Genomic DNA, 21,129 nt, shown 5'->3' with positions numbered 1-21,129 from the left:
CATTTCCTCCTTCTATGTTAAAACACGGATTACTAGGTGAAAAAAAGGTGATAAAAGGCAGTTCCCTCTTATCACCTTTTGAATAGGTTACGCAGTTGTTGTTTCAGTTTCTGTCGTTTCTTCTACAACAGCTTCTTCTTCGCCTTGTTTAGACTCAAGAATCGCATCTGCCATTTTAGCAGTTAGAAGTTTTACAGCACGGATTGCATCATCGTTTGCAGGGATCACAACATCAATTTCGTCTGGATCACAGTTTGTGTCAACGATACCGATAATTGGGATATTCAATTTACGAGCTTCTGCAACTGCAATACGCTCTTTACGAGGGTCGATAATGAAAAGTGCATCTGGAAGACCCTTCATGTCTTTGATTCCGCCTAGGAATTTTTCAAGACGTTCTAATTCTTTTTTCAGTTGAACGACTTCTTTCTTAGGAAGAACTTCGAACGTACCGTTTTCTTGCATTTTTTCGATATCTTTTAAACGTTTGATACGTTTTTGGATTGTTTCAAAGTTTGTTAACGTTCCACCAAGCCAGCGTTGGTTTACATAGAACATACCAGAACGGATTGCTTCTTCTTTCACTGAATCTTGTGCTTGCTTTTTCGTACCAACGAAAAGGATTTTTCCTCCGTCAGCAGCAAGGTTTTTCGTGAAGTTGTAAGCTTCCTCTACTTTTTTCACCGTTTTTTGAAGATCGATGATGTAGATACCGTTACGCTCTGTAAAGATGTAACGCTTCATTTTTGGGTTCCAACGGCGTGTTTGGTGACCGAAGTGAACACCAGCTTCTAGCAATTGTTTCATAGAAATAACTGACATGTTGTTGCCTCCTAATATAATGGTTTTTTTTCCTCCGCTTAAGTCATGTTCACATAAAACTGCGCCACGGCAGCACCTTCATACGAATCATTAAGCGTGTGTATTTAACACCAAGAAATAATATAACACATGATGGACTGACAATCAAGAATCCTTTACAGCTTTCCGCTAAATTTTAATAAAAGCTCGATTTCTGTCTTGCCCGTTTTTAATTCTTTCGCTATTTCTTCTAATGATAGCCCTTGATCATATAAGGCCTTTACTTGATCCTCGAATGTTTCTTCTCTTTCACTTTCAGAAGGCGCAGAAGCTTCTGTTTCGAGACTTGAAACGGGTTCGTTTACCTTCTCTTCCTGCACCTCAACTTCGCTAAGGAGAGCCGACAGGTGCTCTGGAACTGGATCTTCACTTTCTACCGATTGCTGGGATTCAATTGGTGGTTGTGGCTGCTTTGGTGTCTGAAGATCCGATTTCAGCTCTTCAGCAGAAAAATCAGGGGAAGTGGCTGCAGCTTTTGATAGTTTTTCATTCTCTTCTTTGACTTCCATCAAAAATGCAGCCAGGGTATTTTCCGTTTCTTCTAAAAGCTCTCGCTGCTTTTGTTCTGTTGCCTTCAGCGAATTCATTCTCGTGTATAAAATGATCACAAAATAAATAAGTGCAGCATGAAGCATAAAGCTAATCAGCCATAGCATATTTTTTCACTCACTAACTCTTTAAGATTGAATGGCTTTATCAAGCAGATGCTTAAGCTTGAACAATGCCTTTGAATGAATTTGCGAAATGCGGGAGGTCGATAAATTAAGCACTTGACCAATTTCCGTTAACGTCAATTCCTCTTTATAGAAAAGACTAATCACAAGCTTTTCTTTTTCCGAAAGCTCTGTCATTTTTTCAGCAAGCTGTTCAATTAATTCATCTTTCAGCATTTTCTCTTCAGGTGTCACAGTCTTTTCGTCGCGAATCATGACTTGAACGTTTTCTCCGTCTTCTTGATCATGCAGCTTCTCATCAATCGAGAGCAAATTCGCAAAGAACCCTTCATTCATCGTTGTGACCACATCTTGTTCACTCATGCCGAGTTCTTCAGCAACCTCTGTTGGTGTCACATTTCGTAAATATCGCTGTTCAAGCTTTTCAATTGCCGCTTCTACTTTTTTTGTTTTTTCTCTTGATGTACGAGGCAGCCAGTCCTCTTTACGAAGACCGTCGATGATGGCCCCGCGAATTCTGAAGGATGCATATGTATCAAACTTCAGATCTCTTCCGGGGTCAAATTTTTCAAGGGCATCATATAAACCGAGCATCCCTAGACTGATCAAGTCTTCTTTGTGCACTGACTTCGGGAGACCGATGGAAATTCTTCCAACATGATATGTGACGAGCGGCATATAGCGGCGCATAAGATCATCTCCAGCAGCTGGGTCCTTCCACTCTTTCCATCTAGCCCATAGCGCCTGATCTTCGTAATTTAAGGATTGCATCTTTCTCCCCCTATACTTCCTTAGTTATATCTTCATAATGCCTTGTTTCACAGTGCGGATCTCAAGTTCTGTTGTAAGCGGATCGAATTCAATCGTGCGTCCATTGTTTCCGCCCGTGTCCTCACTAATGATCGGGATATGATGAAGAGACAGATGTTCTTTCACAGCTGATACATTTCTAGGTCCAATTCTCATCAGATCATTGGTTGACTTAAATTTAAACATTTCTGCGCCGCCAGCAAGCTTCGCTTTTAGCGCATGTTTGCGCGCTCCTTCTTTTAAGAGCAGATCAATTGTATGCTTGACACCTGTATCTGCATACTTAGCCAAGTTCTCTACCGCTCCTTTTGAAAGAGAGGAGTCTGGAAGCATGACATGGACAAGTCCTGCCAGTTTTTTTTCTTGGTCAAAAAGGACAAGTCCTACGCAAGAACCGAGACCGGATGTCCGTATACGGTCCGGTGTTTTCACAAGCTGAACATCCGCTATACCAACCTTTACAACTGCCGGAATCTGCACGTTCATTATAGGTTACCTAATGCTTTGAACAGTTTTTCAAACGATTCAAAGTCTGGTAATAGAAACATATTTCCTTTCAGCTCTTGCTGATTTTGATCATCAAAAATCGATGTATCAATCACAATCGCCTGATCGCCGAGAGGGCTAAACTGCATTAATCCTTCACTAATGACAGCCCCGAACATGTCGAGCGTGACATCTGGAACACTTGGATGAAGCTGCAGTTTTGTTAAATCGGCAAGTGCTGATAAATAAGAGCCTGCTAAAATATTTCCTAGCTCATGAAGCGCTGATGTTCCTAGCATGTGTTCATGAATCGTATCAATATCAAATGCTGGGTCCTGAACAAGCTCTCTTACAAATTGTTCAGCTTGTTCAAACGGCATAATGAAAAAGATTGAACCGGTAAGGTCACCCTCCATTCGCAAAAAGATACTGGCAACTGGAAGGTCTGCTCCACCAAAGAAATCCATTAAATCTTCAAACGAGAGAACTTTGACAAAAGGAACAGCCATATCAATTTTGCGATTCAATAGGCTGGCAAGAGCAGACGCTGCATGGCCTGCTCCGATATTCCCAACCTCACTTAATATATCTAGCTGTTCATCTTTAATTTCATTGAAAATGCTCATCTCACATCCCCCTTAATGAACAGGTGCATCTTGCACGCTCTTGTCGAGGACCGCACCAGCATGAATGATATTGAATAGACGCTGATCATGCTTAATAATTCCTGTCACCCATGACAGTCCTTCTTTTTCAGCTGAATCAGTAGAAGTTTCTACCTCTTCCTGATGAACAGTAATGACATCATTTGCTTCATCAACAATCCAGCCGACTTCAATGTCACCAACTTGTACAATAATCATTCTTGTTTCGTCTGTAATCTCGTTGTCAGTTGATCCAAGTCTCACTCTAAGGTCAATGACAGGTGTCACGACACCACGTAGATTAATGACACCGCATATATAAGGGGCAACGCCAGGAACTCTTGTCGGCTGCTGCCATTTTTCAATGGACTTTACTTCTGATACTGAAATGGCGTATTCTTTTTTGTTTACGATAAACACAATCATCTTTTCGCCAGTTTTGATATCTGTACTCATTTCAGACCGCTCCTCTATTGTTTTTTACTTAATCAGTGCATTACAGTCAACGATGAGTGCAACCTGACCGTCACCTAAGATTGTTGCGCCTGATATCGCAAATACGTTTGGTAGGTAATCTCCAAGTGATTTCAATACAACCTCTTGCTGACCGATAAACGAATCGACCACAAATGCTGTTAGCTTGTCTCCTTTACGGACAACAATAATGTGCAGTTCTTCTTCTAAATCATTCGCATTTGGTACGTTGAACTGTTTCTTCAAGTACACAACCGGTACGATAAATCCACGGAAATCAATGACTTCACGATCATGCGTTTGAAGGATGTCACTCTTCTTAATGACAGCTGTTTCTATAATAGAAGAAATCGGAATAGCAAATGTTTCTTCCTCTAGTTTCACAAGAAGTACGGAAATGATCGATAATGTGAGTGGAAGCTGAATTGAGAACAGTGAGCCTTGACCTTCTGTTGAGTTAATACTCACAGAACCACCTAATGATTCCAGCTTGTTTTTCACAACGTCAAGACCTACACCCCGGCCCGAGATATCAGAAATCGTATCCGCTGTAGAGAACCCTGCTGCAAAGATCAATGAATCAATTTGGTGATCTTCAAGCGTTTCCGCTTCTCTTTCTGTAATAACTCCGCGCTCTAATGCTTTTTCAAGGACCTTTTTACGGTTAATCCCGCCGCCATCATCTTCTACTTCAATGAAGACATGGTTTCCGCTATGATATGCTTTTAAAAGAACAGTTCCTTTTTCTGGTTTGCCTTTTTTCACACGTTCTTCTGGTGATTCAATCCCGTGATCGAGACTGTTTCTAAGTAAGTGTAAGAGCGGATCGCCAATTTCATCGATCACTGTTCGATCAAGCTCTGTCTCAGCACCTTCAATGATCAGTTCAATTTTCTTATTGAGCTCTTTCGTCAATTGACGAATCATACGTGGGAATCTGTTAAACACCGTTTCTACAGGCACCATTCTCATGTTTAAGATGATCGATTGCAGGTCTCCAGAAATACGGGACATTCTTTCCACTGTATCCGTGAGTTCGTTGTTTTCAAGTTCTTTAGCAATCTGTTCTAAACGTCCTCTATCAATGACAAGCTCTTCAAACAGGTTCATAAGCGAATCTAGACGATCGATGTTGACACGGATCGTTTTCGTTCCGCCGGCAGCTGCACCGTTATTGCCATTTGCTTTTGGCGCATCGTTTGCTGGCGCTTTAGCAGCAGGAGCTGCGACTTCTTCATTTTTCTGCTCAGGTTTCTCTGCTTTTGTTTCAGCCGGAGCCGCTTCTTCAAAGGCAGAGACTTCAGAAATCTCCACTTGTTCAACCTCTGAGATCGCTGTCACGATTTTTTTCACTTCTTCCATCGGCTGTTTCGATAAGTAAGAAATGCTGAATTCAGATTCAAAATCTTCTGATTCTAAAAGTTCTGCATTCGGAACCGTTTTGACAACTTCTCCTGCTTCGTTCAGTCTTTCAAAAATCATATAGACACGAACGGCTTTTAATAAGCATGCGTCACTTAATGTCACGTTCAGCTCATAACATTTAAAGCCTTGTTCTCTCGCTTCATCAAGAACTGTTCGTTCAAATTCGTTATAGTCTAGGTCGCTTGCAGCTGATGATGCTTCAGCAGTCTCAACGGCAGATGCTGTTTCTGCATGGCTTCCTGTCACATCTAGTTTTTTACTAATCTCCGTGACATCACGTTTTCCATCCCCGCCCTCTGCAATCGATTGGACCATTGCTTCAAGGTGATCGAGTGCTTCAAACATCGTATCCATTGATTCAGGAGTGACAATCATTTGTTCGTTTCTGATGGCATCAAACATGTTTTCTAAATGATGTGTTAATTGAGCCATATCATCAAAGCCCATCGTTGCACTCATGCCTTTCAGTGTATGAGCGGCTCTGAATATATCATTCACTAGCTGCAAGTCTGTTGGGTTCTTTTCTAATTCAAGAAGTTTTTCATTACAAGTTTGTAAATGTTCTCTGCTTTCATCTAAAAAGATATCTAAGTATTGGTTTACATCCAACGTGTTCACGCCCTCTCTTTTTTCATGGAGCTTATAATTGCATGTGCGATGTCATCCACATGCCTTGTTTCATGTGCAAGGCCTGCTTTAATGACTGATTTAGGCATTCCGAAAACAACACATGATTCTTCTTTTTCTGCAATGACTTTTGTATGACCGCTTGCGACCATTTTTTTGACACCTTCTGTGCCATCACTACCCATTCCTGTCATAATGACAGCGATTTTCTCGTAACCTTTTATGTTGCTGATGGATTCAAATAAATAGTTAACAGAAGGTTTGTGACGGCTGTCAGTGTCTTCTGGGGACAGCCTGATCACTAAAGCTGCCCCTTGTTCATGAAGTGACATATTCAATCCACCAGGAGCTATGTAAGCCACTCCATTTTTAGCGATGTCTCCATCTTGAGCTTCTTTGATCGTAATTTGTGATAAATGATCTAATCTAGTAGCCAGCGATGCCGTAAATCCTGCCGGCATATGCTGCACAATCAAAATCGGCGCCTCTATGTCTTTTGGCAGCTTCGTGACGACTCGTTGAAGCGCCCTAGGCCCTCCCGTAGAAGTTCCGATTGAAATAATCTTTCGGAGTGATGAACCGCTTCTTACTTCTTGCAGGCGGGGAGCGACCGCTGGAATTGGACTTGGCGGCTTCATGAACGGCTTAGGAGAAACTTGTTTCTCAGTACGTTTCCTAGACAGGCCTGCCGCAAGTACCCGCTCTACAATTTGACCTCTTACTTTGTGTAAATCGAGCGAAATACTTCCTGAAGGCTTTGTCACAAAGTCAAAAGCACCGAGTTCTAAGCAATGGATGGTTAATTCCTTCCCTTGCTTCGTCTGGCTTGACACCATAATCACAGCAAGGTCGTGTTCAGCCAGAATTTGTTTTAATGCTTCTGTTCCATTTAGAACAGGCATTTCCACATCAAGTGTGACAACATCTGGATTCAATTCCTTAATTCGCTTTAAGGCATCTTCTCCATTTCGCGCCGTTCCGACGACTTCAATTTCTTGCTCGGCACTTAGGAAATCACTGATGAGTTTTCTCATAAAAGCCGAGTCATCTACTACAAGCACTCTAATCATGAGTCCACCTTCCTCCTTTTAAAAAAAGAGGACAACTTATCTATAAACGTATGCTGCTCTCTCCGTGCCTCTCTTATCTGCTGATGATACAGTGTTTCAGCTAGCATTTTAATGGTTTTACTTAGCCTTGAATGAGGCTGCTTCATATAAAATGGCATTTGTTCAGTGACTGCTTTAGGAACAGCAGGGTCATCAGGCACCGCCCCAGCAAACACAAGCTTTCGGTGTAGAAAGGACGTCACCACTCCTGCTAATTTCCGGTACGTTTCAGACCCTTCTGACGGGGTTTTACACCGATTGACGATGATTTGAACAGACTGTTCAAACTGATGAATGGCTAAGTGCTTAATTGCGCTGTAGGCATCCATGATGGATGTTGGTTCTGGCGTTGTCACAACGACCACCTCTCCTGCCGATAAGACAAAAGGGAGTTGATCTTTTGACAAGCCTGCACCCATATCAAAGAATATACAATCAAAGTCATTCAATATTTTCTCCATCTCTTCTAAAAAGAACGACCATTGATCTTTGTCTAAAGAAAACAGCTGCTCAAGCCCGCTTCCGCCAGAAATGTAATACAGATTTTCCGTTCCTTTTGTCATAGCCGCTTGGAAGGATTTTTTTCTAACAAGCACGTCTAATATAGAGCTGGTCGATGTTTTCCCTAGTAAAATATCAATATTCCCCATGCCAAAGTCGAGGTCGATGATGAGCACTTGCTTGCCCGTACTTGCGATAGACAGTGCCATATTCAGCGTCAAATTCGATTTACCTACTCCGCCTTTACCGCTCATGACAGCAATGGTTTTCGCCTGTCCATTCGCATGAAGAGAGTTCGGTACAATCAGTTGATTCTGCTGAACAAGCTTTCTTAAACCTTCGGCTTGGTCAGGCTTCATCATTGTAAGACCATCCTTGTCAAATCAAGGGGGGAACTCTCAAGAATATCCTCAGGTACATTTTGACCATTTGTTAAAAACCCGAGCCCGATTTGAGATTCTGCAATGATTTGAAAGATCGTTCCCATCGTGTCTGTTTCATCAACTTTTGTAAAAATAAATTGATCGATTGGAACGTGTTCAAAACGTTTGACCATGGCTTTCATATCTTGATATTTCGATGTCGCACTCATGACGAGAAAACTTTGAATGCTTTCATCAAATGGAATGATATCTGTCAGCTCTTTGATGTACGCCTCTTCTTTAAAGTTACGGCCTGCTGTATCGATGAAAATATGATCATAGTCTTTAAAGGTCTGCTGTGCTTTCACAAAGTCCTCTCTTGAATAACAAACCTCAAGAGGTGCATTCAGCAGTTCAGCATATGTTTTTAGTTGTTCAATCGCTGCAATCCGGTACGTATCTGTTGTGATAAAAGCAATTTTCTTTTGCTGCTGAATAGCCGTTTTCGCAGCCAGCTTTGCAATCGTTGTCGTTTTACCAGCACCAGTTGAACCAAACAACACAATGTATTTCGAACGAATCATCGGCTCATCAGAAGTGTGAGCCGGCAGCATCCCTGTGAGTAGTTTTTCAAGTTCTTTTTCAATCTGCTCTTCTTTCACAGCACCTTTTGTTAAAAGACCCTTTAAGCACTCATCTCGAATCTCAGCATCAAGACCTTGATCCTTTAGCTTTTGATCCATTTTCATGAGAGAATCCGGTAAGATCCCGGCATGGCGTTCGTTTCTTGCATATTCTATAGGCTGAGAATGAGAAGGCGCTGCTTTGACTGCTTGAGCAGCAACCGGCAGCTCTTGTGTAAGGTGTTGAGTCTGCTCCTTTTTCGGTAACACCGGGATAGGCGCAGCTGCTGGTTGTAATCCTTTACCGGCTCTTTCTTCAAAATCTTGATCCAGCACTGCAATCACTTCGACCATTTGCTGTTTCTTTAAACCGAACAGCTTTCGTTTGACAACGGTTTTCGAATTTAATATGACGGCATCCTTCCCAAGCTGCTGCCTGATTTGGATCGTTGCCTCCTGCATAGAATTCGCTGTGATTTTTTTCATTTTCATTAGATATCCACCACTCCGATGCTCTGTACTTCCACATTTGCTTCTAGTTCGTTATAAGATAGTACCGGTAATTCTGGGAAATATCTTTCTAACAACTGTTTGACGTACATTCTTATAGGAGGTGAGCATAATAGAACCGGCGTTTCCTGACGAAGCGAAAGCTGTTCAATTTCTCTCGCCACTGATTGAATCACACTTTCAGAGGATTCTGGATCTAACGATAAGTAGTTCCCATGCTCTGTTTGCTGCACGCTGTCTGCAATTACTTTTTCGACTCGGCCTGAGCATGTCACGACTTTCAGTGATTCATTTTCTCTTGCATACTGTGCAGTAATCTGTCTTGCAAGTGCCTGTCTAACATACTCTGTTAGCAAGTCTGTATCAGTCGTTAATTTTCCGTAGTCTGCAAGGGTCTCAAAAATGGTCACAAGGTTTCGAATGGAGACCTTTTCTTTCAGAAGCTTTGCAAGTACTTTTTGGATATCCCCGACTGCTAGTGGATTCGGTGTTACCTCATCTACTAGAACTGGATAACTTTCTTTCAGATGATCGATTAATTGCTTCGTTTCTTGGCGTCCAAGCAGCTCATGGGTATTTTGTCTAATCTTCTCTGTGATGTGGGTAGACACAACAGATGCTGGATCGACCACTGTATACCCAAGCATTTCAGCCTGATCTTTTTCTGCTTCTGATATCCATTTTGCCGGCAGACCAAAGGATGGTTCGATTGTTTCAATTCCTTCAATCGGATCATCATCAGGCGTTGGAGACATCGCTAAGTAATGATCGAGCAGCAGCTCTCCTTTTGCCACTTCGTTCCCTTTTATTTTGAGCCTGTATTCATTCGGGTTCAGCGCAATGTTGTCTCGAATACGGACAACTGGAATGACAAGACCTAGTTCAAGAGCAAGCTGCCTTCTGATCATGACAATTCGGTCTAGCAGGTCTCCGCCTTGATTGGCATCTGCAAGCGGGATCAACCCGTAGCCAAATTCAAATTCAATGGCATCCATTTGCAGGAGATGAATGACGCTTTCTGGACTTTTCATCTCTTCTACCTCTGCCTGTTCTTCCAGTACTTCTTCAATCTCTTCTTGATCCTGTTTGTTTTTCGACATCATGTACGCACCGAGTGCAAGTAAACCTGCGATCGGCCCTGTCAAAAGTACGCCAATTGGCGTAAACAATCCAAGCAGGAAGATCGTACCTGCTGTGACATAAAGCATGGCAGGGAAGGCAAAGAGCTGACCCGTAATGTCTGAACCAAGGTTTCCGTTAGAAGCCGCTCTCGTGACAACAATCCCTGTCGCTGTTGAAATAAGAAGTGCAGGGATCTGCGAAACAATTCCGTCCCCTACTGTTAAAAGAGTAAAGTGGGAAGCTGATTCTTGTATTGACATTCCTTGCTGAATCATCCCAATAATGATGCCAAAAATAATATTGATAATAACGATGATAATACCTGCGATGGCATCCCCTTTAACGAACTTACTTGCACCATCCATCGCACCATAAAAGTCTGCTTCTCTTGCTACTTTTTCACGGCGGTTTCTAGCTTCACTTTCTGTCAGCATTCCTGCATTCAAATCTGCGTCAATACTCATCTGTTTACCTGGCATCGCATCGAGTGTAAATCTGGCCGCAACCTCTGATACACGCTCTGCCCCTTTGGTGATGACAATAAACTGAATGATGATCAGAATAAGGAAGACAACCAGACCAACGAGTATATTGCCCCCAACAACAAATGATCCAAACGTTTCTACAACCTTACCAGCATCTCCAGTTGATAAAATAGAACGGGTTGTAGAGATGTTAAGCCCTAAACGAAACAGTGTTAAGAGCAAAAGCAAAGATGGAAAAATGGAAAATTGCAGTGGTTCTTGCATGTTCATTGTGGTGAGAAGCACGATAAGCGCAAGAGAAATATTAATAATGATTAAAATACTTAATAGGATGGGCGGAAATGGTATGACCAGCATCGCCACGATTAAAATAACACTGAATAAAACAGATAAATCTCTTGCTGACATGCCTGTTCTCTCCTTTTAAAACCAAAAATTCATAAAATCTTTTGTTTCGTTTTATATACGTAAGCCAAAATTTCTGCGATCGCCTTAAAATACTCTTCCGGCACCGCTTGGTCGATATCCACTTGATCATAGAGGGCGCGGGCGAGTGGCCGGTTCTCTACAGTCATGACATCATGTTCTTTCGCAATTGTTCTAATTTTCAAAGCCAAAATATCTGTTCCCTTTGCCACAACAAACGGCGCGTCCATCTTTTCTTCGTCATATTTCAAGGCAATTGCGTAGTGGGTCGGGTTTGTAATGATGACGTCCGCTTTTGGGACTTCCTGCATCATCCGTCTCATGGCCATTTCCCTTTGCCGCTGTTTAATTTTTGATTTTATGAGCGGGTCACCCTCTGATTTTTTATACTCATCTTTGATGTCTTGTTTAGACATCCGTAAGTTTTTTTCATAATCAAATTTCTGATACATATAATCAAGCCCTGCTAAGATCATGAGAGCACCTGCTGCATATAGACCCATAATCAAGGTCATATTTGCCACGAAATGAAGAGTTTCCTCTGCTGTTAATAAAGGAAGCCTCAGGATATCGTCAAAGTGCATCCAAAGTGCAATAAATGTCGCAAAACCAATTAAACCAATTTTCAAAATGGATTTTAATAGCTCTACGAGGGCTCGAATACTGTATATTCGTTTAAACCCTTTGATTGGATCGAGTTTTTCTAATTTCGGTTTGATTACTTCTGTCGAAAAGAGAAAGCCAACCTGCAAATAGTTACTAATGATCCCTGCCAGCATACCAACACCAAGGATTGGCATGAGGAGGAGTCCTGTTTCCTGAAGCAATTCCACAAATAGTTGATGAATATTAGATGTGCTAACCTTCATTAGCATCGTTGTTGAATAAAAACGTTCAATGAGCGCAATAATACGCTCTTTCATAAAAGGCCCAATAAAAAAGAATGATAAAAAGATTAGTAGAAATGAGATGGCTGTATTGACGTCGGTACTTTTGGCAACCTGCCCTTTTTTACGTGAATCCCGTCTCTTTTTCGGTGTTGCTTTTTCTGTTTTTTCACCTGCGAAAAATTGCAAGTCGAGTCTAAGTCTTGTCGTCATGACGAACCACCGACCAATGCTAAGAAATTCCTCATGGTGAGCACAATCGTTTCAAATGTATTTTGGACGACCCCGAAGATGACACCCATACAAATGATGATCATAATAAAACTCACGCCCATTTTAATGGGCAGTCCAACGACAAATACGTTCATTTGCGGAACTGTACGTGCCACAATTCCTAATGCCAAATCGACTAAAAACAAACTAGCCACAACAGGTGCTGAGATTTGAAAGGCTATGATGAACATTTGGTTGAAACTCTTTGCAATAAAGTAAGCAAAGGATTCACTGCCGAAGTTCAGCGCATACTGATCAACTTGAATATATTGAAAACTGTAATAGATTCCATCAAGCAGCAAATGATGTGCATTTGTTGCCAGCATCAGTAGCAAGGTAACCGTATAAAAAAACTGCCCCATCAGCGGCGTTTGCGCCCCTGTTTGTGGATCAATAATATTGGCAATCGCAAAACCCATTTGAAAATCGATGAATGAGCCGGCAATTTGAACTGCGGACACCATGATATATGCAATCAGTCCAAGCAGAAGTCCGACCATTGCTTCTTTCACGGCAAGCATCATGTAAAGACCGTCGATATCGAGTGCTGGCGGTTCTTTAATGGTGCTAAAACTAATGACAGCCAAAAACAGTGAAAAACCAACTCTGTGAACTGCTGGTATCGTTCGATGCGCTAATAGCGGCACTGTCACAAAAAAAGCGGTGATCCGAATGAAAACGAGAAGAAAGGCAGGAAATAATTCTATGATTGACATCTCTGATTAACCTGCAAATCGATCTAAATTCGAGAACAGCTCTGTTGTAAATGACACAATTGTTGAAAGCATCCAAGGACCAAACACAACAAGTCCAATGAGCACTGCAACAATTTTTGGAATGAACGCAAGCGTCTGTTCTTGGATTTGGGTTGTCGCCTGAAACACACTGACAATTAGTCCCACGATTAGTGCGAGCGCAAGAAGCGGCCCGCTGACAAGTAATACAACATACACTGATCTTTCAGCCATCGTAATGACAAATTCTGAACTCATGTTTTAAGCACCTACTCTAAAAGCTTTGCAGCAAAGATTTAACAATCAAATACCATCCATCAACTAATACAAATAACAATATTTTGAAAGGGAGCGATATCATAACCGGCGGAAGCATCATCATCCCCATCGACATCAGGACACTTGCGACCACCATGTCAATAATTAAAAATGGAATAAAAATCATAAAACCAATTTGAAATGCCGTCTTTAATTCTGAAATTGCAAACGCTGGTACCATCGCCGTTAAGGGAATATCTTTAATCGATTCAGGGGTATCCATTTTTGCGTAACTAAGAAATAAAGCCAAATCTTTCTGTCTCGTATGTTTACTCATAAACTCTTTAATTGGCACTTCGGCTTTTTCATAGGCCTGATTTAACGTAATATCATCATTTAAAAGCGGCGTGAGTGCCTCTTTATTAATCTCTGAGAATGTGGGTGCCATAATAAAAAATGTGAGAAACAAAGCAAGTCCTACAAGCACTTGGTTTGGCGGCATTGAGTTGGTTGCAAGTGATGTTCTAACGAACGAAAGAACAATCACAATCCGTGTAAAACAGGTCATTAAAATAAGAATGCCTGGTGCAACTGAAAATACAGTTAACAATAAAAGAAGACGGACAGATGTGCTAATATTCCCTGCGCCACTGGAATTAAATAAATCGATAAACTCATTCATTTTGTTTCGGGCCTTTCTTTCTGACTTCTGATTGGGTCTTTTTCAATTCGGCTAGCTGCGCCTTTAAATTGGCTGAAAAAGAAGAAGTGGTCGGCTGATCGTGTTTCTTCACTTGCGATGTTAATTTTTGCATCATTTTCGGTAAGTCAGTCTTACTTTCCATCGCTTCTTCGTATTGTTTCACAATCGCTTCGCATTCTTGTTCATCATCGATTTCTTTTAGCAGCTGGATTGAGTCTGCTACGCCGACAACTAATACTCGTTTGCCCACTTTGATCAGCTGAACTGAACGATTTTGACCAACCGTCGTTCCGCCAATATTTTCAACATAGCGAAATGGCTTGAGTAAGCGGTTTTGCTTTCCAACAAATCTCACCAATCCGTAAATGAGCAGGATGACAAAAAGTAAGGCACCAATCATTTTGACAAAATCCATAATGGAGACAGAAGAAGAGGGAACTTCTTCTGCCGGATTCGTTTGATTGTCAGTGGTTTTCTTTTCTGTATCCTTTTTGCTTTCTTTCTCATCTTTGAGCCAGTCATTCACTGTGCCATTTTCAGGATCTTTTGTTTCAGCAAACAGTGAGGCTGGCTGCGCTGTCAAGAAAAGCATAAAACTGATCATTGCTATACATATCAAACGTTTTTTCAACAAGTCTTACACCCTTTTTTAGCCTAACGTTTTATTAATTGCTTCAAGTACACGGTCTGCCTGGAATGGCTTCACGATAAAGTCTTTTGCACCTGCTTGAATGGCATCAATAACCATTGATTGTTGTCCCATCGCTGAGCACATAATGATTTTTGCAGAAGCATCGATTTGTTTAATTTCTTTTAATGCTGTGATCCCGTCCATTTCTGGCATTGTGATATCCATTGTGACTAGATCAGGAGATGTTTCTTTAAATTTTTCAACAGCTTGTGCGCCGTTTTCTGCTTCTCCTACTACATCAAATCCGTTTTTTACAAGAATATCCTTAATCATCATTCTCATGAATGCTGCATCATCTACGATTAATACCTTAGTAGCCATTTACTTATTCTCTCCCTATATGTTTGTTTATTTTAAATTAGAAAGTCTTTCTGACTGACTTAAAATGTCAGTCACACGTACACCAAAGTTCTCATCAATGACAACAACTTCTCCTTTGGCGACGATTCGTTTGTTGACCAGAATGTCGACTGGCTCACCTGCAAGTTTGTCCAGTTCAATGATACTTCCAGCGGAAAGTTCAAGTACTTCTTTCACACTGCGCTGCGTTCTTCCAAGCTCCACTGTAATGGAAAGTGGAATATCCATCAGCATATCAAGATTACCGAGCTGACTTGTTGTATGCTGAGGCTCACTAAATGCCTCAAATTCAACTGGCGCCACATTGACTGGTTCTGCCGGCTTTGGCTTCGCCTGTCTTTTCGGCGGTGCCGATTGCTGCATAGGAGCAGATTGTGCTTGCGGAGCAGCCTGCTGTGGTTCAGGTGCACTCTGAGGTGCTTCTTGAACCGGCTCTTCTTCCGCTGGGTCTGTTAATTCTGCAATCAAATCTTTCGCAAACGTAATAGGGTAAAGCTGCATAATATTTGAATCTATGAGTTCACCTATTGTTAATCTAAAGGACACTTTGACAAGCATCTCTTCAGCTGGAATGCGGTCTGTGCCTTCTCCTTCTTTCACATCAAGCAACTCAACGCGAGGCGGAGAAATATCAATCTTTTTATTAAAGACTGTTGACATGGACGTCGCTGCTGAACCCATCATTTGGTTCATCGCTTCTTGTACTGCACTTAAGTGAATTTCACTTAACGACGGGTCAGCATTTGTTCCATCTCCGCCCATCATTAAATCCGCAATGACTGCCGCATCGGTTTGCTGGATGACAAGCAGGTTACTAGCGCTAAAGCCTTCCGTATAATTCACTTCAATCGCGACATACGGATGAGGAAATTCCTCATTCAGCTTGCTTTTTTGAATCACTGTGACAGTTGGAGTTGTAATCTCCACTTTTTGACTTAATAGGGTTGAAAGTGCTGTTGCAGAGCTTCCAAATGATATATTTCCGATTTCCCCAATGGCATCTTGTTCCATTGCAGAAAGGAGTGTATCAGGCTCTATATCGTCATTGCTGCCTCCTTTAAGGAGCGCATCGATTTCATCTTGTGATAATTTACTTCCGTTATTCTCCATCTTCTTCACCTCTTATGTCGTGATCTAGAATTTGAATCGCCTGTTTCCGATTCACGCGGCCGGCCTGTCCCAAGAATTTCGGTTTATTTCCGACCATAACAGTAAGAGGCGCATTTACTGGTTTGTCCAAGGCAATACAATCACCAATTTCCAAATTCAAAAACTCTTCCACCGTCATTTCCGATTGTCCAAGCTCTGCGACTACCGGTATTTTCGCCGTCATAATCCGTTTTTCAATGGCCTTTGTTTCTTCTTGTTTCGGTTCATTTCGTTCAGATTGCATCCAGTAGTGTACAGACAGCTTCGGAATAATAGGCTCTAATACTACGTGAGGAATACAGAGGTTAATAACCCCGCTTACCTCACCAATTTGTGTATTAAGAGAAATGACGACAACTGTTTCGTTTGGTGACACCATTTGAACAAACTGGGGATTTACCTCGAAATCTGCCATTTCTGGCTCGATGTCGGTTATGGACTGCCACGCTTCTCTGTAGTTTTCCAAAGCTCCCTCAAACATGTTTGAGATAATCTTTGTTTCGATTTCTGTCAGTGATTCTGTCTTATTATGACTAATGCCAATCCCGCCCATCAGCCTATCCATCATGGCATAGCCAATCGTTGGGTTCACTTCAAGCATGATTCTTCCTTCAAGCGGGCTGACGTAAAATAAGTTTAATAATGTCATATTAGGAATCGAACGAATAAATTCTTCATATGGCACTTGGTCAACCGAGCTGACAGAAATTTGAATATATGATCTTAGCTGCGCTGAAAAGTGTGTGGTAAGCAGTCTAGCGAAGTTATCATGAATTCTTGTTAAACTTCGAATCTGGTCTTTTGAAAAGCGCAATGCACGTTTAAAGTCGTACACTTTCACTTTTTTCGTCGTTTCTTCTTTTTTCAGCTCTTCTGCATCCATTTCGCCTGTTGATATGGCGGATAATAATGCATCGATCTCATTCTGGGAAAGCACTTCTCCTGACATTTCTTCACCTCCATCGTGTCAATTAATCGCCTCTATTGCAGATTAAAGGAGGTTATATAAACTTCTTTCACCTTGCCATCTTGCAAATAGTTATTCACTTTGTTTTTGACCTGTGTTTTAAAATGTTCTCTGCCTTTTTTGCCATCAAGTTCATCTGCATTCGTGTCTGATAAAATGTCAATCACGGCATCTTTCACTTGGAAGCTTCTTTTTTCAAGCTCTTCTTTGGCTTTTTCTGAATCAGTTTCAATATTTAGTACAAGTTTAACCGCATTTCCTTCAGATTTTAAATTGGTCACAATCTCAGGAATTTCAACAGAAGCTTTTACGACTTCATCTGCTGTTGGCTCTTTTTCTGCTTTTGCTTCGTCTGACCCATTCACCAGAAAGACAATACCTGCTCCAATTCCGACGATAGCAATAATCATGATTAGCATTACTACGACTAATTTCTTCTTCATTCAAACTCCTCTATTCCTTGATTCAATGAAATGACTTGGATTTTTCTATAGAAAGAAATGATTTTCTCCTGAAGCTGCTCTTCATCTTCTTTCACAACGAATTTCTTTCCATTGGCGAGTGTAATGGTCGTGTCTGGAAAGCTTTCGATTTGCTCGATATGGAGAGCGTTGAGCATAAATCCTTTGCCATTTAATCTTGTCACTTCAATCATATTAAGCAGAGAAGCGATAAACCGCTCCCCCTACCTCCTATCGTTTCAGATTCACAAGTTCTTGCAGAATTTCATCAGATGTTGTGATCGTCTTTGCATTCGATTGGAATCCACGCTGTGCGATAATCATTTCGGTAAACTCTTCTGTTAAATCAACGTTTGACATTTCAAGTTTACCTGTTTGGACCACGCCAGTTCCTTCTTCACCAGGAACGATTGGATTACTTGGTGCACCTGAACTTAACGTTTGGCGGTAAAGGTTGTCACCAACTTTGTCTAATCCTCCTGCATTACGGAAAGATACGAGCGATACTTGTCCCACTGTTCTCGATACATTGTTTTCAACTACCGAAATCGTTCCATCAGGACCAACACTTACACTTGAAACGCCTGCTGGAATCGTTATTTTTTGTCCATCCATTCCAAGCAGGTAGTTCCCATCAGGAGTAATTAAGCTACCCTCTGAGTCAGGCTTGAAATTCCCAGTTCGTGTATAAAGAATTTCTCCTTGGCTCTGAATACGAAAGAACCCATCACCATTGATATAGAAATCATAAGGTTGATCTGTATTTTGAGAAGAACCTGATGTCATGATTTTATCAATAGAAGATAAAGCTGATCCTAAACCAACTTGTTTTGAGTTGATTGAACCAGAGTTATTCGTCGGTCCACCAGAACTTGCAATGGTTTGACTGACCATATCTTTAAAAGTGATACGGCTTTTTTTGTATCCATGTGTATTGACGTTGGCCACGTTATTGGCTACAACATCTAATTTTGTTTGGAAGTTTTTCATTCCGCTAATTCCTGAGTAAAGTGAGCGTAACATTTATTTTCCTCCTCGATTTGCTTACGATTTTTCTCCAACAGTTGTAACATCCCATGGGCTGATTTTCGTTCCATCTTCTAAATATAGGAAGTATTCATTGTTTATGTTTTTCACAGACTTCACAGTGCCAGATATGTCTTTATCATCTTGTTTGCCCGCTACTTCTTTACCAATCCAGCCTACATATGTCGTAAATGGATCTTGGTGTGCAACAAATGTAGACATGATCTGATTCATTTGAGTGATAGATTCGTTCATATTCATTTGCTGTTCTAAAGAAGAAAATGTTGCAAGCTGTGTGACAAACTCACGGTCATCAATCGGGTTTGTCGGATCTTGGTTTTGAAGCTGCGTAAGTAAGATTTTCAAGAACTGATCTCGGCCAAGTGTATCTGTTTTCTTTGCTGCGTTTGAAGAAGTGTCCGCTTGTGCGGCTGTTCTATTCGTCGCATCAACAGTTGCCATTAGATCTCCTCCTCTTCTTCTTCTGATCCAACAAGCGCATCTAGTACATCTTGGAATTCAGCTTCCTGTTCATCAGGCTGCTGGAAACTTTGTCCTTTTGATGGCTGCTGCTTGCCTTCCTCATTAAATTGTCCAAAAGACGGCTGCTCATTTGACTGAAGCGGTATATGGAAACGGTCAACTTGAACCGACATATTCGGTAGTGCCTGCTTGAGCTGCGGCAGATGATGCTCGAGCAGCTCTTTTGCTGCTTGCGTTGAAGCTGTAATTTTACTCGCATACATCCCGTTTTGTTTCGTTAGCTGGATGGTAATAAACCCTAGATTTTCTGGATTTAATCGTACGGTAAACCGTCCGCTTGAATTGCCAAATGGTGTGAACTTCATTTGTTTCCACGTATTTAAAATCTGCTGATCAACCGTGCCTGGCTTTTCGTCAGTTGTTTGCGTCTGCTGCACAGGAGCAGCTGATTGCAGTTGGAAGAACTGTTTATGCCCTGGAAGCAGCGTATGGGTGATTGTTTTTTCAGAAGCAGGTGCCGTAGTGCCTTGACCTTTGGTGACTTCTTTTTTCATGAGCCATTCAAGTGAGGCAACACCTTTTGCTGGAGATGAGAAGGAAGATTCTTGCCTTGGAGCAACCATTTCTTTTAACTCTCCTAAGGAAATTTTCCACTCTTTATCTGACCCTTTCGCATTCGCCATCATATGATCGATTAACTGATTAAAGTGTTTCAGCTCGCTTTGCGACATATTATTCAGCTTAGGTGCCGATCCTTGCGCGAAGAACTGCTCTTTTACTTGTTGAATGAGCTTTTCATCTGCTCCGTTTTTCGTTAGAAACTTGATGAAATCTTCACCTTTTGCTTGAATATCCTGTACAAGTTTTGCATCAAAGTTAACCGGCTGCTGATTCAGTATTTGATATAAGAAAAAGTGGACTTGTATGAGCTGTTCACTATGTTCAGCAACTGGCTTCTCATCCTGATCGCCATAGATAACCGATTCCATCTTTTGAAATAGCTCTTCAAGTGACTTTAAGTCAGCCCCCTCAAGCTTTTGACCTTGCAGCGCCTGAAGTGCCGCAAGAAGATCTCCATCTATTTCTTCTTCAGGTGATTGCATCCATTTTTCAATGATTTGCATCGCATCATTCATGGATAGAGTAGTTTCCGCTGGCTGAGAAATAGCTGGACCACTTTGAATACCTGCGCCATTTAACAATTGTTTAAACAGGCCGCGAGCAGATACTGCCCCCTCTCCCTTTAGTCCCGAGAGACCTTGGGAAGATTGCTGTAAGGCTCCAATGTCCAATAGCTTCACTTATTGTCCACCTCCATTTTCACTTTCTTCTTTTTTGGCAAGCTCCTTCGTGAACGTTGCTGCCTTCTGAGGTGTCAGTTTTGCTAATATATCCGTCAGCTTATTTTTACTCAGCTCTTCAAGGATCTTCAAAGCTTCTTTATCACTTAGCTCTGATAGAATTTTGGCAGATTTCCCTGCATCCATGCTTTCATAAATGCTGGCGATCTTTCCTTTTGATTGCTGATTAGAAGATGCTGACGAATCAGTTGAAGATCCTGATGCGTTATTACTTGATGATGTACTGTTTGATGAACTGTCACTTGCTGACGTGTTCTCTTTATCAGATGTTTTTTCAAGTGAATTGATTTTTTGATTCAATCGTTTAATCTCTTCATCACTTGTCTTCAAGTCTTTTTGAGCAATTTCAAGTTCATTCTCTTGTTCTTTAATCGTCTTTTTCAACGCTTTCAACTCTGTATCACGTTGATCGTTATTTGAAGATGACGTTTTTGATGTGTCATCTGATCCAACCAAGCTGCTAATCCCTGGAATGTTTTGGAGCGGTTTCTTTAGATCATAACCTGCCATATAAAGGATTGTGCCCGTTACAATCACAAGCACAACCAATGGGATAATGACAATAAACAAGATCCATTGAAATTTACCGCCGCCGCTTGATTCCTTTGTTTTTTCCTTCTTAGGCATTCATCTCGAC

General features: G+C 41.4%; 25 protein-coding genes. All 25 read right to left on the bottom strand.

All coding sequences use genetic code 11. From position 1 onward, the window contains the following. Positions 1-87: 87 nt before the first annotated feature. Positions 88-822, bottom strand: coding sequence for a 30S ribosomal protein S2 (rpsB, locus tag NSQ52_RS08135; protein ID WP_007499561.1), 735 nt, complete (start codon positions 820-822; stop codon positions 88-90). Between the two features lie 155 nt (positions 823-977). After that, on the bottom strand, positions 978-1,517 hold the full coding sequence (locus NSQ52_RS08130; RefSeq protein ID WP_045034267.1) for a hypothetical protein: 540 nt from the start codon (positions 1,515-1,517) through the stop codon (positions 978-980). Positions 1,518-1,538: 21 nt separating this feature from the next. Next, entirely contained in the window at positions 1,539-2,306 is a 768-nt protein-coding gene (locus tag NSQ52_RS08125) for a FliA/WhiG family RNA polymerase sigma factor (RefSeq protein ID WP_007499565.1), read from the bottom strand. Positions 2,307-2,330: 24 nt separating this feature from the next. Further along, positions 2,331-2,831: a chemotaxis protein CheD gene (locus NSQ52_RS08120; RefSeq protein ID WP_007499566.1), complete on the bottom strand. Its 501-nt coding sequence runs from the start codon at positions 2,829-2,831 to the stop codon at positions 2,331-2,333. After that, on the bottom strand, positions 2,831-3,457 hold the full coding sequence (locus NSQ52_RS08115) for a chemotaxis protein CheC (RefSeq protein ID WP_007499567.1): 627 nt from the start codon (positions 3,455-3,457) through the stop codon (positions 2,831-2,833). The genes NSQ52_RS08120 and NSQ52_RS08115 overlap by 1 nt, the downstream gene beginning before the upstream one ends. Before the next feature lie 12 nt (positions 3,458-3,469). Next, positions 3,470-3,931 carry a chemotaxis protein CheW gene (locus NSQ52_RS08110; RefSeq protein WP_045034266.1) on the bottom strand — a complete coding sequence of 154 codons (462 nt, stop codon included), beginning with the start codon at positions 3,929-3,931 and terminating at the stop codon, positions 3,470-3,472. Positions 3,932-3,955: 24 nt separating this feature from the next. Then, positions 3,956-5,983: a chemotaxis protein CheA gene (locus NSQ52_RS08105; RefSeq protein WP_024720362.1), complete on the bottom strand. Its 2,028-nt coding sequence runs from the start codon at positions 5,981-5,983 to the stop codon at positions 3,956-3,958. A 5-nt stretch (positions 5,984-5,988) separates the two neighbouring features. After that, complete coding sequence (locus NSQ52_RS08100; RefSeq protein WP_024720361.1) at positions 5,989-7,071, bottom strand: chemotaxis response regulator protein-glutamate methylesterase; 1,083 nt, start codon at positions 7,069-7,071, stop codon at positions 5,989-5,991. After that, positions 7,068-7,973, bottom strand: a complete 906-nt coding sequence (locus NSQ52_RS08095) for a MinD/ParA family protein (protein WP_342474044.1) — start codon at positions 7,971-7,973, stop codon at positions 7,068-7,070. Before NSQ52_RS08095 ends, NSQ52_RS08100 begins: the two co-directional genes overlap by 4 nt. Continuing rightward, positions 7,970-9,088, bottom strand: coding sequence for a flagellar biosynthesis protein FlhF (flhF, locus tag NSQ52_RS08090; protein ID WP_342474043.1), 1,119 nt, complete (start codon positions 9,086-9,088; stop codon positions 7,970-7,972). Before flhF ends, NSQ52_RS08095 begins: the two co-directional genes overlap by 4 nt. Continuing rightward, the gene (flhA, locus tag NSQ52_RS08085; RefSeq protein ID WP_045034262.1) at positions 9,088-11,121 is read right to left on the bottom strand and encodes a flagellar biosynthesis protein FlhA; all 2,034 of its coding nucleotides are present in this window, start codon (positions 11,119-11,121) and stop codon (positions 9,088-9,090) included. Before flhA ends, flhF begins: the two co-directional genes overlap by 1 nt. Before the next feature lie 29 nt (positions 11,122-11,150). Further along, positions 11,151-12,239, bottom strand: coding sequence for a flagellar biosynthesis protein FlhB (gene flhB, locus NSQ52_RS08080; protein ID WP_039166670.1), 1,089 nt, complete (start codon positions 12,237-12,239; stop codon positions 11,151-11,153). After that, a complete protein-coding gene (fliR, locus tag NSQ52_RS08075) occupies positions 12,236-13,015 on the bottom strand; it encodes a flagellar biosynthetic protein FliR (protein ID WP_007499578.1) in 780 nt (259 codons plus the stop codon). Before fliR ends, flhB begins: the two co-directional genes overlap by 4 nt. Before the next feature lie 6 nt (positions 13,016-13,021). Then, the gene (gene fliQ / locus NSQ52_RS08070) at positions 13,022-13,291 is read right to left on the bottom strand and encodes a flagellar biosynthesis protein FliQ (protein ID WP_003211206.1); all 270 of its coding nucleotides are present in this window, start codon (positions 13,289-13,291) and stop codon (positions 13,022-13,024) included. A 16-nt stretch (positions 13,292-13,307) separates the two neighbouring features. Then, positions 13,308-13,973 carry a flagellar type III secretion system pore protein FliP gene (gene fliP / locus NSQ52_RS08065; RefSeq protein ID WP_007499580.1) on the bottom strand — a complete coding sequence of 222 codons (666 nt, stop codon included), beginning with the start codon at positions 13,971-13,973 and terminating at the stop codon, positions 13,308-13,310. Continuing rightward, positions 13,966-14,625, bottom strand: a complete 660-nt coding sequence (fliZ, locus tag NSQ52_RS08060; protein WP_024720357.1) for a flagella biosynthesis regulatory protein FliZ — start codon at positions 14,623-14,625, stop codon at positions 13,966-13,968. Before fliZ ends, fliP begins: the two co-directional genes overlap by 8 nt. 18 nt (positions 14,626-14,643) lie before the next feature. Continuing rightward, positions 14,644-15,006 carry a response regulator gene (locus NSQ52_RS08055; protein ID WP_003212360.1) on the bottom strand — a complete coding sequence of 121 codons (363 nt, stop codon included), beginning with the start codon at positions 15,004-15,006 and terminating at the stop codon, positions 14,644-14,646. A gap of 27 nt (positions 15,007-15,033) precedes the next feature. Continuing rightward, the gene (fliY, locus tag NSQ52_RS08050) at positions 15,034-16,155 is read right to left on the bottom strand and encodes a flagellar motor switch phosphatase FliY (protein WP_007499588.1); all 1,122 of its coding nucleotides are present in this window, start codon (positions 16,153-16,155) and stop codon (positions 15,034-15,036) included. Next, positions 16,145-17,143, bottom strand: a complete 999-nt coding sequence (gene fliM / locus NSQ52_RS08045; RefSeq protein WP_008354483.1) for a flagellar motor switch protein FliM — start codon at positions 17,141-17,143, stop codon at positions 16,145-16,147. Before fliM ends, fliY begins: the two co-directional genes overlap by 11 nt. Positions 17,144-17,175: 32 nt before the next feature. After that, entirely contained in the window at positions 17,176-17,604 is a 429-nt protein-coding gene (gene fliL, locus NSQ52_RS08040; RefSeq protein ID WP_007499592.1) for a flagellar basal body-associated protein FliL, read from the bottom strand. After that, the gene (locus NSQ52_RS08035; RefSeq protein WP_008344794.1) at positions 17,601-17,816 is read right to left on the bottom strand and encodes a flagellar FlbD family protein; all 216 of its coding nucleotides are present in this window, start codon (positions 17,814-17,816) and stop codon (positions 17,601-17,603) included. The genes fliL and NSQ52_RS08035 overlap by 4 nt, the downstream gene beginning before the upstream one ends. Before the next feature lie 37 nt (positions 17,817-17,853). Beyond that, the gene (gene flgG / locus NSQ52_RS08030; protein ID WP_096881395.1) at positions 17,854-18,645 is read right to left on the bottom strand and encodes a flagellar basal body rod protein FlgG; all 792 of its coding nucleotides are present in this window, start codon (positions 18,643-18,645) and stop codon (positions 17,854-17,856) included. Between the two features lie 21 nt (positions 18,646-18,666). Beyond that, on the bottom strand, positions 18,667-19,110 hold the full coding sequence (flgD, locus tag NSQ52_RS08025; protein WP_041507305.1) for a flagellar hook assembly protein FlgD: 444 nt from the start codon (positions 19,108-19,110) through the stop codon (positions 18,667-18,669). Next, the gene (locus tag NSQ52_RS08020; protein ID WP_342474042.1) at positions 19,110-20,432 is read right to left on the bottom strand and encodes a flagellar hook-length control protein FliK; all 1,323 of its coding nucleotides are present in this window, start codon (positions 20,430-20,432) and stop codon (positions 19,110-19,112) included. Before NSQ52_RS08020 ends, flgD begins: the two co-directional genes overlap by 1 nt. After that, positions 20,433-21,119 carry a MotE family protein gene (locus NSQ52_RS08015; RefSeq protein WP_144665396.1) on the bottom strand — a complete coding sequence of 229 codons (687 nt, stop codon included), beginning with the start codon at positions 21,117-21,119 and terminating at the stop codon, positions 20,433-20,435. Between the last annotated feature and the right edge of the window lie 10 nt (positions 21,120-21,129).

Source organism: Bacillus sp. FSL W8-1141 (assembly GCF_038593205.1).
In the GTDB taxonomy this organism is placed as follows: domain Bacteria; phylum Bacillota; class Bacilli; order Bacillales; family Bacillaceae; genus Bacillus; species Bacillus altitudinis.
Note: the sequence above shows the minus strand (reverse complement) of the source record. Positions and strands in the feature narration are given on the sequence as shown.